The organism is bacterium SCSIO 12696, from assembly GCA_024397955.1.
Taxonomy (GTDB): domain Bacteria; phylum Pseudomonadota; class Gammaproteobacteria; order Pseudomonadales; family Porticoccaceae; genus SCSIO-12696.
In genome coordinates this window covers 1,872,261-1,886,842 of record CP073744.1, presented here as the reverse complement: position 1 = coordinate 1,886,842, position 14,582 = coordinate 1,872,261, and the positions used below count along the sequence as shown (strand labels likewise).

The 14,582-nt window shown below is 54.4% G+C and carries 12 protein-coding genes; 8 read left to right on the top strand and 4 right to left on the bottom strand.

Going from position 1 to position 14,582, the window contains the following annotated elements; genetic code table 11:
* Nucleotides 1-82: 82 nt before the first annotated feature.
* From KFE80_08690 to KFE80_08680, 3 genes are all read right to left on the bottom strand, one after another.
* Entirely contained in the window at nucleotides 83-3,322 is a 3,240-nt protein-coding gene (locus tag KFE80_08690) for a PD40 domain-containing protein (protein ID UTW44471.1), read from the bottom strand.
* Between the two features lie 149 nt (nucleotides 3,323-3,471).
* Complete coding sequence (locus KFE80_08685) at nucleotides 3,472-4,326, bottom strand: SIS domain-containing protein (GenBank protein UTW44470.1); 855 nt, start codon at nucleotides 4,324-4,326, stop codon at nucleotides 3,472-3,474.
* Nucleotides 4,327-4,376: 50 nt separating this feature from the next.
* Nucleotides 4,377-4,925: a nuclear transport factor 2 family protein gene (locus KFE80_08680; GenBank protein ID UTW44469.1), complete on the bottom strand. Its 549-nt coding sequence runs from the start codon at nucleotides 4,923-4,925 to the stop codon at nucleotides 4,377-4,379.
* 42 nt (nucleotides 4,926-4,967) lie between these two features.
* Here KFE80_08680 and uvrD point away from each other — a divergent pair, with 42 nt between their 5' ends.
* From uvrD to KFE80_08665, 3 genes are all read left to right on the top strand, one after another.
* Nucleotides 4,968-7,148 (top strand): DNA helicase II, encoded by a 2,181-nt coding sequence (gene uvrD, locus KFE80_08675; GenBank protein UTW44468.1) that lies wholly within the window; start codon nucleotides 4,968-4,970, stop codon nucleotides 7,146-7,148.
* A 66-nt stretch (nucleotides 7,149-7,214) separates the two neighbouring features.
* Nucleotides 7,215-7,610: a DUF302 domain-containing protein gene (locus KFE80_08670; GenBank protein UTW44467.1), complete on the top strand. Its 396-nt coding sequence runs from the start codon at nucleotides 7,215-7,217 to the stop codon at nucleotides 7,608-7,610.
* Between the two features lie 60 nt (nucleotides 7,611-7,670).
* Nucleotides 7,671-8,774: a TRAP transporter substrate-binding protein gene (locus KFE80_08665; GenBank protein UTW44466.1), complete on the top strand. Its 1,104-nt coding sequence runs from the start codon at nucleotides 7,671-7,673 to the stop codon at nucleotides 8,772-8,774.
* 265 nt (nucleotides 8,775-9,039) lie between these two features.
* Here the strand turns inward: KFE80_08665 and KFE80_08660 are convergent, their stop codons facing one another.
* Nucleotides 9,040-9,642: a YihA family ribosome biogenesis GTP-binding protein gene (locus KFE80_08660; protein UTW44465.1), complete on the bottom strand. Its 603-nt coding sequence runs from the start codon at nucleotides 9,640-9,642 to the stop codon at nucleotides 9,040-9,042.
* Between the two features lie 157 nt (nucleotides 9,643-9,799).
* On the opposite strand from KFE80_08660, the gene KFE80_08655 reads away from it, so the two are divergent.
* The 5 genes from KFE80_08655 to KFE80_08635 all read left to right on the top strand — a co-directional run bounded on the left by KFE80_08655 (nucleotide 9,800) and on the right by KFE80_08635 (nucleotide 14,530).
* Nucleotides 9,800-10,468 carry a cytochrome c4 gene (locus KFE80_08655; protein ID UTW44464.1) on the top strand — a complete coding sequence of 223 codons (669 nt, stop codon included), beginning with the start codon at nucleotides 9,800-9,802 and terminating at the stop codon, nucleotides 10,466-10,468.
* The gene (locus KFE80_08650; GenBank protein ID UTW44463.1) at nucleotides 10,465-11,130 is read left to right on the top strand and encodes a thiol:disulfide interchange protein DsbA/DsbL; all 666 of its coding nucleotides are present in this window, start codon (nucleotides 10,465-10,467) and stop codon (nucleotides 11,128-11,130) included. Before KFE80_08655 ends, KFE80_08650 begins: the two co-directional genes overlap by 4 nt.
* A 276-nt stretch (nucleotides 11,131-11,406) precedes the next feature.
* On the top strand, nucleotides 11,407-12,048 hold the full coding sequence (locus KFE80_08645) for a thiol:disulfide interchange protein DsbA/DsbL (protein ID UTW44462.1): 642 nt from the start codon (nucleotides 11,407-11,409) through the stop codon (nucleotides 12,046-12,048).
* 153 nt (nucleotides 12,049-12,201) lie between these two features.
* Nucleotides 12,202-13,314, top strand: a complete 1,113-nt coding sequence (locus KFE80_08640) for a phosphoserine transaminase (protein UTW44461.1) — start codon at nucleotides 12,202-12,204, stop codon at nucleotides 13,312-13,314.
* Nucleotides 13,315-13,360: 46 nt separating this feature from the next.
* A complete protein-coding gene (locus tag KFE80_08635) occupies nucleotides 13,361-14,530 on the top strand; it encodes a phosphoglycerate dehydrogenase (protein UTW44460.1) in 1,170 nt (389 codons plus the stop codon).
* Nucleotides 14,531-14,582: the final 52 nt, after the last annotated feature.

Here is a 14,582-nt window from a genome sequence, read left to right as displayed (position 1 = left end):
TTGATGGCGTAAAGGCCATGGCCATAAAAAAGCCCGCAGTGAATGCGGGCTTTCCAGTAACCTCATCGCAAGAGTGAGGTTGTTATTTTTTTAGTAGTACCTTCACCGCCTTTTCAATTTGCGGGTCGCGGCCATTGGCGATGGCGTTGGGGTCGTTGTTGATCAGGTGATCGGGCACCAGATCGCGGTTTTCCTGCAAGTTGCCATCTTCGTCCAACATGCCCACCTGTGGAATGCCGAAGATGATGTCGCCGCTGACCATAGTTTCCCACCACACTGCGGTGCCAGTGGCGGGTACCGGCATACCGATAACTGGGCCAATGCCCAGCTGCTTGTAGCTGTGCGGGAACAGGTAGGCATCGGAGTAGTTGCCTTCGCCAGCCACTACCGCGGAGGGTTTGAACCATTTGGCGATGGGCTCAGCACCGATATTGCGCCCTCGGGGCAGGAAGGTGTAGTAACGCTTGCCGGAAAGCAGGGTGTTGAGGTCGTCGTGCAACCAACCGCCTCCGTTAAAACGAGTATCGACAATCAGTGCGTCTTTGTTGACGTTACGGCCCAGTACCTCGGAGTAGGTTTCCTGGAACGATGGCGTATTCATGCCTTTCACGTGTACGTAACCCAGTTTGCCCTTGGACAGCTTTTCCACCAGGTCGCGGCGGTTTTTCACCCAGCGCTGGTAGCGAAGCGCCAATTCCGCTCTAAAAGGCAGGGTTTTTACCGCTTGTTCGAAGGATTTCGGCTCTTTTTTGCCCGCTTTTGGGTTGGTCACGGTGAGCAGCACTTTTTTGCCCACCTTATGGTTCAGCAGGGCGTAGTAGTTGCTGTTGGCGTTGATCGGCTGGCCATCGATGGCGTTGATAATCATGCCTACTTCGACGTTGTTGTCTTTGGTGAGCAGTGGGCTTTTGTCAATAATTTCGGCTATTTTAATGCCATCTCCCTGGTATTGGTAATCAGGGATAATGCCCAGGGCAGCGGTTTGGTCACCCTGGCCATTGGGCTTGGGCCGATAGCGGCCACCAGTGTGAGAGGCATTGAGCTCGCCCAGCAGCTCGCTGAGAATGTCGGCGAAATCCCGGTTGTTGTTAATCCCGTCCAGCTTGGGCAGGTATTCCTGTTTATAGAAGTCCCAGTCCACACCGTGCAGGTTTTTCAGGTAAAACTTGTCCCGCGCCTGGCGCCAGGCATGCTCGAACATATAGGCGCGTTCACCAGCGGCATCCAGTTCAAACTCGGCACCGTAAGCCACTGGCTTGGCGCTGCCATTGCCAAGAGTGATTTTGCGGATATTGCCATCGGCCATCACAAACAGGCTTTTGCCATCTTTGGTCATTTGCATACTGGCTTCGTTGGCGCCCAGTTTCCTCAAAGGCTTGGTGCTGTTCTCGTCGAAGTCACGCACCCAGAGGTCAAAGCCTTTCTCAAATTTGGCCAGGTAGTAGAGCTTGCGGCCGTCTTTGCTGAGCAGGCCATCGCCCATTTCTGCGGCATGCAGTGTCAGGCGGGCACGGCGATCTTCGATATTGGCCAGATCGATATCGATGGCTTTAACCTTCGGCTTCTTATCTTTGTCACCCTTACCTTTTTTGCTGTCTTTCTTGTTGTCGTCTTTTTTACTGTCTTTTTCTGCCTCTTGTTTGAGGGCGTACTCTTCCTTATTGAGTTTGAACTTGTCCCAGGTGTTCTGGTTTAAAAAGATGCCGTACACATCCAGCTCCGAGCCCCAACTGCCGTGATTACGGCGCCCGTGCTTGGCAGTGAGCCAGGTAATGGCGTTGCCGTCCATTGCCCAGTGAGGAACAAAGTCGGCGTAGCCAGACAGGGTCAGGTTAATCGGGTCTTTTTTACCGGAGGCGTCGATCAGTCCAATTTCCGGTATCCAACGGCCATCGATGTAACTGGCGGCAATCCAGCGGCTGTCTGGTGACCAGGCAAAGGTAATGTCGCCGTCGCTATATGAGTAGTTGTACTTCTCCGCCAGCACAGTCCGGCTTTTGCCGCTGGCCAGATTGAGTACTTTTAAGGTGTCGCGGTTTGATAGATAGGCAACCTCTTTGCCATTGGGAGAGTAGGCTGGTTGAAAGGTCTCTTCTTTATCGGCCAGTAGCGTTGTTTCGTTGACTTTGAGGGCGTTGTAAAAATACTTCTGGTCTTTGTTTGCCAGAGAGCTCTGGTACAAGTTCCAGCTGTTATTGCGCTCACCCGCGTACATCAGGCTGCGGCCATCCGGGGAGAACGATACCGAGCGTTCCTGTTCTGGAGTGTTGGTAATACGACGAGTAGTGGGGTATTCCGTGGAGGTTACGTACACATCACCGCGCACCACAACCGCCACCTCTTTGCCGTTGGGAGAAACCGCAAACTCAGTGGCTCCGGTGCCAATCACCGCTCGCTGAATCGGGTTCACCTGGTTGTCGCGGTTGATAGTTATGGCCAGCTTTTCAGGTTCGACACCATTGGTCAGACGATAAATGGAACCATGGTAGCCGTACACCAAATTGCCGTTGTTATCCGCTGACAGGAAGCGCACTGGATGGTGTTTGTGGTCGGTAACCTGAGTGGCATCGTCGCCATTCAAGCTCTGCCGCCACACATTCATAGTGCCGCTGCGTTCACTGGTGAAGTAAAAGCTTTGGTCGTTATCCGTCCAAATCGGGTTGCGATCTTCCCCTAACCAGCGGGTTTGCTGGCTGTGTTTGCCGGTTTGTGTGTCGTACAGCCAGATATCGCGGGTTACCGAGGAGCGATGGTGTTTGCGGAATTGATCTTCGTAGCCTTTTTTGTCCTGATAGAGGAATTTGTTGCCAGCGCGGTTATAACGGGCTTTTTCCGCGACGATGGTAGTGATTTGTTTCGGAGTGCCGCCAGCCAAGTTAACGCTGTAGGTTTCTTCCAGTCGGCTGCTGGGGAATTGGGTGTTTTGCGCGGAGTCCATGCGCAGTGAGGTGAATACCACGCTGTTGCCGTCGGCGCTGAAATCGCTGGGAATGTCGGGGGAGGAGTGGAACGTCAGCCGTTTGGCTTGACCGCCACTGGCGGGCATTACAAAGATATCGAAGTTGCCGTAGCGGTCGGAGGCAAAGGCCAGTTGTTTGCCGTCCCGTGACCATACCGGGTAGCTGTCGTAGGCGTTGTGATTGGTCAGAGCAACGGCGGTGCCGCCTTGGCTGTTGACCACGTAAATATCGCCGTGGTGGCTAAATGCTACTTTGCTACCATCTGGTGATACCGCTGGGTTGCGCAGCCATTCGCTGTCAGCCGCCTGTGCACACAGGGTGCCCAGCGCCAGCGCCGACGCCAAAAGTGATTTCCAAGCCATGAAGTTACCTCTCCCAGGATTGTTGTTTTAAAAATAAAGAGACATTACATATAAACGCTCGACACTACCCAACCCCTCCATGCCGAGGTGGAGAATTCGCATAACTTTACAAAAAAGTGTCTTTGGCTCCGGGTTGCGGAGCTGAGACTTCAGGCGTCGGGAACCCGCAAAACTTTCAAACCTTCCTGCAAATCTTGCAAATGGCTTTGCAATTGCTGACCTTTCTGACGAGCAACGCCGATGGCCAGTACGTCGATTACCACCAGATGTGCGATACGGGATGACAGTGGTGTGTACAGCTGAATATCTTCTTCCACATCAATAGGCAACTGGATAGAGGCGGCTTGCAGTACCGGTGTGCCACTGGGTGCCAGGCCAATCACTTCCACGCCGCGATTGCGCGACAGCTCCATGGAATTGAGCAGGGCGCGAGTGCGGCCGGATTGGGAGATCGCCACTACTACACTGCCTGGCTCCAGGGAGGTGGCCGACATATTTTGCAAGTGCGGATCGGAGTAGGTGGCCGAGGGAATTTGTAAACGGAAAAAACGGTGCTGGGCGTCAGCAGCAACAGAGGCGGATGCGCCAAAGCCGTAAAACTCCACCCGTTTGGCTTGGGTCAGTACCTGAGTGGCGTGGTCAAGCTGTTCCGGGTCGACGCTGTCGCGCACTTGCAGCAGGGTATCCACCGTGGAGTCGAATACCTTGTGCGTGTATTGGTGCACCGAATCCCCTTCGGTCACCGCGATCTGCCCATAGCTGGGGCTGGCCGCCAGTTGTTGCGCCAGAGCCAGCTTAAATTCCTGAAAGCCTTTGCATCCCACCGCCCGACAGAAACGCACCACGGTGGGCTCGCTCACCTGAGCCCGCAAAGCCAAGTCCACAATACGCAGGCCAATCACTTCCGCTGGGTGGCCGAGAACGTACGCTGCCACCTTGCGCTCGGAGCGGCGCATGGTATCCAGGGCGTTGCTAATGGTGTGAGTGAGGGTGGCGGGTTTCACAGCAGGTATCCGATACCTTGATGGGTGCTTTAGTGTAGGTTTTTTACGCGCTATTTGGAATCTGTGTATTTGTCGCAGCGGGAGTCAGCGGGTTGGTTGGCCAGCTTGTTGTTCATTTGCTCCAGTCGACGATTGGCTTTGTCGTAGGCCCCATAGTCTGTGTGACGCACCACTTTATTGTCTTTAAACCTGAGTGCGGTCACCAGCTTAATGGGGTTGGTAAACACTTTGTTCGGGTGGCCGATGGCAATGCCACAAGCGGTAACGTGGGCGCTGTAAGTGACAATGGCAAAGGGCGGTTGCACGATAACGTCGTGGATTTCCGGCTTGACCTCAAGCACACCGTAGTCCCGATAGGAGCGTTGCCAAAAATCCATAATTGCATCAGGGCCGGTAAACTGCCAGCGAGGGCCAAAGGACTCGGAGGTAATATCCTCAAACACCGTTTCTTCCGTGTAGAAGCTGCGCTGCAGCTCGAAATCCACGCTCAGGCTTTCCACATAGCGGTGGGCGTTTTCTCGCAGTGGCGATGAACTGTCGTCAGCCGTGGTGATATTGCAGGTCAGGAAAACAGTAAAAAGAATAATCAGTTGCTTCACTGTATATAAATCCAGTTTTGTTCGGTGCTAGAATCCGTGCCCATGGATGTTACCTCAATACTCGACGATCTCAATACGGCCCAGCGGGACGCGGTTTCCAGCAGTGATAAAAACCTGTTGGTATTGGCGGGCGCGGGCTCTGGAAAAACCCGGGTGCTGGTGCACCGCATCGCCTGGCTAATTCAGGTGGAGCATGTCTCTCCCTACGAAATTCTGGCGGTGACCTTTACCAACAAAGCGGCACGGGAGATGCGCGAGCGCATCGATGCCCTGTTGCCCATGCCCCCCCGCGGTATGTGGGTGGGCACCTTTCACGGCTTGGCTCACCGTTTGTTAAAAACCCATTGGCGCGAAGCCAACCTGCCGGAGAATTTTCAGATTCTTGACTCCGACGACCAGCAGCGGGTAGTCAAGCGGGTAAGTGCGGCACTGGGGTTGGACGACAGCCGCTGGCCGGCTCGCCAAAGCCAGTGGTTTATCAACAGCCAAAAAGACGAGGGTTTGCGCCCCCATCATATTCAGCAAACTGGCGACCCCCACACCACCACTCTGGTAAAAATTTACACCGCCTACGAAGAGGCCTGCCAGCGCGGTGGCATGGTGGATTTTGGTGAGCTGCTGCTGCGTGCCCACGAGCTGTGGCTTAACCATCCGGAACTGCTGCAGCACTATCAGAACCGCTTCCGTCATATGCTGGTGGATGAATTTCAGGACACCAACGCCATTCAATACGCCTGGCTGCGGCTGTTGGCTGGCGCCGGTAAAGACCAGTGTGCCAGCGTCACGGCGGTGGGTGACGACGACCAATCCATTTACGGTTGGCGCGGTGCGCGGGTAGAAAATATCCGCAACTTCAATCGAGATTTTGATGGCGCGGTCACCGTTAAACTGGAGCAAAACTATCGCTCTACCGGCAATATCCTCAACGCTGCCAATGCAGTGATTGCACGCAACAGCGAGCGATTGGGTAAAAACCTGTGGACCGACGGCGCCGATGGCGAGTTAATCTCGCTGTACGCGGGTTTTAACGAACACGACGAGGCGCGCTTTATTGGCGATCGCATTCAGGGTTGGGTAAAAGACGGCAACAGCCACAGCGATGCGGCGATTCTGTACCGCTCCAACGCCCAGTCACGGGTGCTGGAAGAAGCGCTGTTGCGAGCGGGTATTCCCTACCGTATTTACGGCGGCCAGAAGTTCTACGAGCGCCTGGAAATTCGCAACGCACTGGCCTATTTGCGCTTGTTGCTTAACCGCCACGACGATGCGGCTTTTGAGCGGGTGGTGAATGTGCCCCCCAGAGCCATTGGCGACAAAACTGTACAGGCGTTGCGAGATGCTGCCCGCGCCAGCGGTCAGTCGTTGTGGCGCACCGCGCAAAAGGCGGTGGCAGAGCGCCAACTCACCGCCCGTGCGGGCAATGCAGTGGCGGGCTTTTTGACGCTGATCGATCAGCTGGATGTTGACAGCGAAGAATTGCCCCTGCACGAAGTGGCGGACCATATCCTCGCTCAAAGTGGCTTGGTGGAATACCACGGCAAAGAGAAAGGCGAGCGCGGCCAAGCTCGGGTGGATAACCTCAAAGAATTGATCAGCGCTTGCAAGGGCTTCCGCCCGCAAGACCCTGAAGGTTCGGCTTTGGGGCAGTTCCTCGATGAAGCCGCCTTGGATGCCGGTGAGCGCCAGGCCGATGATGGCCAGTCGGCGGTGCAGATGATGACTCTGCACTCTGCCAAAGGGCTGGAGTTTCCCTTGGTATTTTTGGCGGGCATGGAAGAAAACCTGTTCCCTCACCGCATGAGTATCGAAGAGCCGGGGCGGTTGGATGAAGAGCGTCGTCTGGCTTATGTGGGCATTACCCGCGCTATGGAAAAGCTGTATCTGACCTTTGCCGAGAGCCGCCAACTGTACGGCAGCGAGAGTTTTAACTCCGTATCCCGCTTTGTGCGCGATATTCCCAGCGAGTATCTGGAAGAGGTGCGTCTCAGCAGCCAGGTGCGCCGCCCCACCAGTTACGCCAAATCGGCAGGTACCTCGCGCTTTTCCGACAGTGGCGCCGATACCGGCCTCAGTTTGGGGCAGCGGGTGCAGCACAAAATTTTTGGCGAAGGCACTGTGCTGAATTTTGAAGGCAGCGGCAGCCACGCTCGTGTGCAGGTGAATTTTGAGACGGAAGGCAATAAGTGGTTGGTATTGGCCTACGCTAATTTGGAAGGCCTCTAGCCTTAAAGCTGGAACCAAGATGCTGTAAATGGGTCATTGTGTCTTCTAACCAGACAAGGCACAGACATGACCCGTATTCTCAGTGTAAAAAGCCAAAATTCCCACAGTGAAACCGCCGAGCGCTTTCAGAATATCCTCGACCAAAAGGGCTTAAAAACCTTTGCCCGGGTCAATCACAGCGCCGGGGCCGCATCGGTTGGCGAAAGCTTGAATCCCACAGAGCTGTTTATTTTCGGCAACCCCGCCCTTGGCACACCCTTGATGAAAGCGGATCAGATGGCGGCTCTGGACTTACCCCAAAAGGTATTGATTCACCAGAACGATACTGGTGAGGTGCTGCTGTCCTACGATGATCCGGCGCAGCTGTTGGAAAAGCACCAACTGGCGCAAGCTTCTGAAGTGGTGAAGAAAATACAAGGCGCCTTGGCGGGTCTGACAGCGGCCGCCGCTGCCTTGCCTTGACACCGCGCCAACTGAGTTGCAGGCTTTGCGGCAAATTTTACTACTCTGCAAGGAACCATCATGCAACTCACCAAAATGCTTCCCGCGTTTGCCCTGGCAATTTTACTGACGGGCTGTGGCGGCAGTGATAACGGCTCTGAGGGTGCCGCCAACACGGCACCTCAGAAAGTGTACAAATGGAAAATGGTCACCACCTGGCCAAAGAATTTCCCCGGCCTGGGCACAGCACCGGAGAGGTTTGCCGAGATGGTGGACGACATGTCCAATGGCCGCCTGAAAATCAAAGTCTACGGTGCCGGCCAGCTGGTGCCTGCGCTGGAAGTGTTTGATGCGGTGTCCAGCGGCACCGCCGAAATGGGCCACGGTGCCGCCTATTACTGGAAGGGCAAAATCCCTGCGACGGTATTGTTTGCAGCCTACCCATTTGGCCTCAACGCTCAGGAATTGAACGGCTGGCTGCACTACGGCGGTGGCCTGGAGCTGTGGCGGGAGTTGTACGAGCCCTTTAATTTGGTGCCCTACGCGGGCGGTAATACCGGTGTTCAAATGGGTGGCTGGTACAACCGGGAAATTAATAGTCTGGCAGACCTCAAGGGTTTGAAAATTCGTATGCCCGGTTTGGGTGGCGAAGTGATCAAACGCGCCGGTGCCGAGGCGGTCAATATCCCCGGTGGCGAATTGTTTACCTCCATGCAGACCGGCGTTATCGATGCCACCGAATGGGTTGGCCCCGCCAATGATCTGGCTTTTAGCTTTCATCAGGTGGCCGAATACTATTATTACCCTGGCTGGCAGGAACCTGGTCCGGCGCTGGAAATTATCATCAACAAAGAAAAGCTGGAAACCTTGCCGGCGGATTTACAAGCCATTGTGGAAGTGGCCGCCCGCGCCGCCAGTACCGATATGCTGGACAGCTATACCGCCACTAATGCTGGTGCGTTGGATAAGCTGATCAACGAACACGGTGTGGAAGTGCGCCCATTTCCGGACGATGTATTGCGAGAGTTGTATCGCATCAGCAAAGACGTGTTGCAGGAACAAGCCGCCGCTGACCCAGCATTTGCCAAGGTTTACAAATCCATTAACGACTACCGCACTCAAGTCCGTAAATATCACAAGCTGACTGAGCAGGAATACTATCGGGTTAGGGATTTGGATAAGTAAGACCGCTGCGGGCTTCGGGCTGCTTGCTGCGAGCAGATCGAGCAAGTCTGCACCCTTAGTGTAACGAACGGCGTAGAAAAGTAGTGTCATCCCCGCGTAGGCGGGGATCCATTTTGGGTATAGCGCTAAAGCTTTGAGATAATGTCGTCGATGGATTCCCGCCTGCGCGGGAATGACGTTAGCTGTGGTTTACGCAGTAGTATGATTACGCTCAGGATGACAACCTCGCTCGGGCAGCTCGCCGCCCGTAGCCCGCAACTCGAAGCTAATCCGTTAACCACCCCCGCAACACTTTCTCCAATTCCTTCAGGCCTTCTCTTTTCGGCGCCGAGAAAGTCTGCACACTGATATTACTGTCCAGCCCCAGCTGTTTTAATTCCTTGCGAACTTTTTGCAGGGTATTTTGCCCTGGCCCCCGCTTGAGCTTATCGGCCTTGGTGAGCAGGATGTGGGTGGCCATATTGGCGTCGGCGGCCCACTTCACCATTTGCAGGTCGTAGGGTTGCAAGGGGTGGCGAATGTCCATCAGCAACACCAGTCCACGCAGGGACTGGCGCTCCTGTAAGTATTCCGCCAGGTTGCGATCCCAGCGTTCCTTCATAGCTTTGGGCACTTTGGCGAAGCCGTAACCGGGCAGGTCTACCAGTCGCTGATGGTCGCTGAGCTGGAAAAAGTTGATTAACTGGGTACGCCCCGGGGTTTTGCTGGTACGGGCCAGTTTGTGGTTATCTGTTAATGTGTTTAGTGCGCTGGATTTGCCTGCGTTGGAGCGGCCGGCAAAGGCGACTTCACTACCCTTATCGGGGGGGCATTGAGCCAGTGTAGGGGCGCTTTGGGTGAAGGCTGCCTCTTTGAATTGCAGTGTCATGGGTGTTGCCCTTGGTACAGTTGCCGATGCGGGCTATAATGCGCCGCCAAGCCGGTGGGAAATCGGTGCGATAATAACCCAGATCACTGTACGGTTGGTTTTTTCTGAGACCAGCAAGTAGTACAGCCAGGTCACTCGCAACAAGGTGAAGTTATCCATGAAGCAGGTTCGTCACAACACTATTCTTGCCACTGCTGCGGCACTGCTGCTGATGTCTCCAGTCGCTATGGCGGAAGGCAATGCCAGCGCCGGTAAAGCCAAAGCCGCGACCTGTGGCGCCTGTCACGGTGAAACGGGCAATAGCCCGACCCCAGCATTCCCGAAAATTGCTGGCTTGGGAGAGAAGTACATTCTCAAACAAATGAATGACATTAAATCCGGCGCTCGCCAGGTGCCGGAAATGGCCGGCCAGCTGGATGCTATGAGCGAACAGGATATGGCAGATATCGCTGCGTACTTTGCCAGTAACCCGATGCAAATTTCTGGCGCCAAAGAGAAAGATTGGCCATTGGAAGACATCAACAGCGCTGAATTCCTGGCTTTGGGTGAGCAGGTGTTCCGTGCTGGCAATGCAGAGACCGGTGTACCGGCCTGTACCGGGTGTCACTCCCCGTCTGGCCAAGGTAATGATCCGGCGGGCTACCCCAAGATAGGCGGCCAGTTTGCGGATTACTTGGCGAAGCAACTTAAAGCGTTCCGCAGCAATGCTCGCACTAACGATGGTGAAAGCCGGATTATGCGTGATATCGCAGCGAACATGAGCGATAAAGAAATTGAGGCCGTGTCCAACTATATTTCCGGCTTGCATATAGGGGCGGGTGAGTGATCCTTCCCCGCAGTGTGAAAAGGCAGCTTAGGCTGCCTTTTTTGTTATTGGCGTTTGTGTACAGCGTGTTGACGGCTGCGGTACAGGCTGAGCAAGAGGCCTATCAAAAGGGGGTTCACTATCGGGTATTGCCGGAACCGGTGGCCACTGCAGATGCCAGCAAGGTAGAGGTGGTTGAAGTATTTTGGTACGGCTGTACTCACTGCTACCGCTTTAGCACGCGTATCAAGGAGTGGTCCCAGGCGTTGCCAGAAGAGGTTCATTTTGAGCGTATGCCTGCCATCTGGCACGCTAAAATGGCGCTGCATGCCCAAGCCTACTACGCAGCCCAGGAATTGGGTGAGCTGGCAGTCATGCACCCCAGGTTGTTTGATGCGATACATGTCAAAGGTCAAAAGTTGGACAGTGAGTACGCCATTTACCAACAGTTTGTTGCCGCCGGTGTGGACGGTGATGTCTTTAGCCGTCAATTCAACAGCTTTCGGGTGCGCGGCAAATTGGTTCGGACTGAACAGCGCAGTCGACAGTATCTTGTCACCTCAACCCCCTGTATGGTCGTTAACGGTAAATACCTGGTCACTGTAGAGAGTGCGGGGAGCCGCGCCAAGATGCTTGAGGTGGTGGAATATTTGATTGGCCTTGAGGCTGTTAGGTTACGGTAGGGCCTGTTAACACTAATTGAGTCGTCACTGCTGGGCGGACTTCCTGTTTCTAAACAGGGGCCCCAGCCCTTCGGGTTGCGGCTAAAAAAGTGTCACTCGGTGTTGCTCGTCGCTCATTTGGAGTGACCAAACCACACGACTCGCGCCTTGATTGACACTTTTTTAGTCACAACAGTGGCGACTCAATTAGTGTTAACAGGCCCTAAGAGTGTGGACAGAGAGCACTGAATCGGTAACATAAGCCGCTTTTATTGGCGGTCCTTTTGGAGGGAATGCATGCGTAAGTTGTTTTCAGCCGTTGTATCGGCGTTTGTACTGACTCTGGCAATGGGTTGCCAGGCGAGCAATGAAGAATATAAAGCGGGTGAGCACTACTTTGTGTTGCCCCAGGCGGTGAGAACCAGTGACCCACAGAAAATCGAGGTAACAGAGGTTTTTTGGTACGGCTGCCCCCATTGCTATGATTTTAGCGGCAAGGTAGAGCCCTGGGCCAAGAATCTGCCCGAAGACGTGGTGTTTGTGCGCAACCCTTCTACCTTGGGGCGCAGAACCGCAGAGATTCATACCCGTGCGTACTACACCGCTAAAGCGCTGAACAAAGCGGATGAGATGCACAAAAAGCTGTTTGCTGCCTATCATCAAAAGAAAAATCGCCTCAAGAATGAGCGCGATATCAGTGAAGTATTTGCTGAAGCAGGAGTTCCTCGCGACCAGTTCAGCAGCGTATTCAATTCCTTTGGTGTTCAGAGCCAATCCATGCAGGCCCAGTCCCGGGTCTCCGCATATCGGGTGACTGGCACCCCGAACCTGATCGTCAATGGCAAATACCGGATATCCGGTCAATCCGCTGGCAGCAATGAAGATATGTTGAAAGTGGCGGCATTTTTGATCGAAAAAGAGCGTCAGGCTCGCAAATAGTCAACACGTTATATCGATATAGCCTTCTCTGATACCCGCAGAGGCTGACAGCCCTGCGGGTTTTTTATATAGTAGCGCCCTCAAAAATTTGCCTTCTATGTCTGCTCTGGCACACCCTCTGAGCCAATACCTCATATAGTGTTAGGAATTATCATGAAACCCAGCCTGAAACCGGCCAACCCCAATCTGTCATCCGGCCCCTGCAGCAAACGCCCCGGCTATGACGTGGCTTCTCTCGATGTGCGCACCTTGGGTCGCTCCCACCGCTCCAGTCTGGGCAAGGCGGTGCTGGAACAAGCTTGCACTGATACTGCTGAGTTGCTGGGCCTGCCGGAGGGCTACCGAGTGGGTATTGTTCCTGCGTCCGATACCGGTGCAGTGGAAATGGCCTTGTGGTCATTGTTGGGGCCGCGCCCGGTGGATGTGGTGGCCTGGGAATCTTTTGGTTTGGGCTGGCTGACGGACATTACCAAGCAGTTAAAGCTGCCCGAAGTGAATGCTCTGACCGCCGACTACGGTGAGCTGCCGGACTTGAGTCAGGTGAACTCCGACCACGATGTGGTGTTTACCTGGAACGGCACCACTTCCGGTGTGAAAGTGCCCGATGGCGACTGGATTGCCGATGATCGCGCCGGTTTGACCATTTGTGATGCCACTTCTGCGGTATTTGCTCAGTCACTGCCTTGGCAAAAACTGGATGTGGTGACCTTCAGCTGGCAAAAAGTGCTGGGTGGCGAAGGCGCCCATGGCATGTTGATTCTCAGCCCTCGCGCAGTAGAGCGCCTGGAAAGCTACGTGCCAGAGTGGCCACTGCCCAAAATCTTTCGTCTTACCAAGAACGGCAAGTTGATTGAAGGGGTTTTTAAAGGTGCGACCATTAACACGCCTTCCATGCTGGCGGTAGCGGATTACCTGGATGCCCTCAATTGGGTGAAGTCTCTGGGTGGCACCGATGCGGCTATTGCCCGCTCTGAAGCCAACCTGGCTGTGGTAGAGCAGTTTGTTGCCGAACATGACTGGATTGATTTCCTGGCTGCTGATAAAGCCATTCGCTCCAACACCAGTGTTTGCCTGAAGCTGGATCTGGATGCGGACAAGGTCAAAGCCCTGGTGAAATTATTGGATAGCGAACAAGTGGCTTACGACATTGGTTCTTACCGCGATGCTCCTGCAGGATTGCGCTTGTGGTGTGGTGCCACGGTTGAAGCCGATGACCTTAAAGCGTTGATGCCCTGGCTTGAGTGGGCCTATCAACAGGTTCAATAAGCGCACAGAATTTTCCTTTTAAGACGGTATTTTTTGAGATAGCACTATGTATAAAGTTCGTACTTACAACCAGATTTCTGCCAAAGGCCTGGATCGATTCCCTCGCGACAACTACGAGATTGCCAGCGAGTTTACGGCACCGGATGCGTTTATGCTGCGCAGCCAAAAGCTCCATGACATGGACGTGCCCGAAAGTGTTCTGGCCGCAGCTCGCTGTGGTGCTGGCGTGAACAATATCCCTGTGGACCGCTTCAGCGAGCAGGGCATCGTGGTTTTTAACACACCTGGTGCCAACGCCAACGCAGTAAAAGAGCTGGTGATTGCCGGTATGTTGCTGGCGTCTCGCGATATTGTCGGTGGCATGAACTACAGCCAAAGCCTGACTCATCTGGACGATGCGGGTGTGATGTCAAAAGAGGTTGAGGCTGCCAAAAAGAACTACGCAGGCAGTGAGATTTCCGGCAAGACCCTCGGCGTTGTCGGCCTTGGTGCCATCGGCTCTATTATTGCCAATACTGCCCTTGAGCTGGGCATGAACGTGGTGGGCTTCGACCCGGCTATTTCCATTGAGGCGGCCTGGAGCCTGTCCAGCCGCGTTGAGCGTATGGAAAATCTACAGGCACTGCTGTCTCGCTGTGATTTCATCACTCTGCACGTGCCCGCCATTGAAGCCACTCATCACCTGATTAACCCGGAAATGCTGCGTTGCTGCAAGCCCAATGCGGTATTGCTGAACTTTGCCCGCGAGCAAATTGTGGATGAAGAAGCGGTGATTGAAGCCCTGGATAACGGCCAACTGGGCAAGTATGTTGCGGACTTCCCGTCTCCCAATGTACTGGGCAGAGACGATATTCTGCTGTTGCCCCACTTGGGAGCCAGCACTGCCGAAGCGGAAGAAAACTGCGCGGTGATGGCCGCTGAGCAGCTGATGGACTTCCTCGAAAACGGCAACATCCTCAACTCGGTAAACTTCCCGAAAACCCGCATGGGTCGCAACGGTGGCTACCGCATTACGTTCTGCAACAGCAACGTATCCGGTGTATTGGGTCAGGTGCTGTCTATCCTTGCAGACAACGAGTTAAATGTGATCGATATGGTCAACAAAAGCCGTGGCGATATTGCTTACAGCATTATTGATGTTGAGCAGCAGCCCAGCGAGGCGGTGATTGCTGCCATCGGCGGCATTGACTCTGTGGTTCGGGTAAGGGCGCTGTAACGCCTGGCGGCACCGGTTTCCGAGCATTGACCCCCGCTTTAAGCGGGGGTTT

What these genes read in the sequence shown, in the direction of transcription:
- uvrD (UTW44468.1), top strand. Translation starts at nt 4,968, where the DNA reads ATGGATGTTACCTCAATACTCGACGATCTCAATACGGCCCAGCGGGAC.
- KFE80_08635 (UTW44460.1), top strand. Translation starts at nt 13,361, where the DNA reads ATGTATAAAGTTCGTACTTACAACCAGATTTCTGCCAAAGGCCTGGAT.
- KFE80_08690 (UTW44471.1), bottom strand. Translation starts at nt 3,322, where the DNA reads ATGGCTTGGAAATCACTTTTGGCGTCGGCGCTGGCGCTGGGCACCCTG.
- KFE80_08660 (UTW44465.1), bottom strand. Translation starts at nt 9,642, where the DNA reads ATGACACTGCAATTCAAAGAGGCAGCCTTCACCCAAAGCGCCCCTACA.
- KFE80_08670 (UTW44467.1), top strand. Translation starts at nt 7,215, where the DNA reads ATGACCCGTATTCTCAGTGTAAAAAGCCAAAATTCCCACAGTGAAACC.
- KFE80_08655 (UTW44464.1), top strand. Translation starts at nt 9,800, where the DNA reads ATGAAGCAGGTTCGTCACAACACTATTCTTGCCACTGCTGCGGCACTG.
- KFE80_08665 (UTW44466.1), top strand. Translation starts at nt 7,671, where the DNA reads ATGCAACTCACCAAAATGCTTCCCGCGTTTGCCCTGGCAATTTTACTG.
- KFE80_08640 (UTW44461.1), top strand. Translation starts at nt 12,202, where the DNA reads ATGAAACCCAGCCTGAAACCGGCCAACCCCAATCTGTCATCCGGCCCC.
- KFE80_08645 (UTW44462.1), top strand. Translation starts at nt 11,407, where the DNA reads ATGCGTAAGTTGTTTTCAGCCGTTGTATCGGCGTTTGTACTGACTCTG.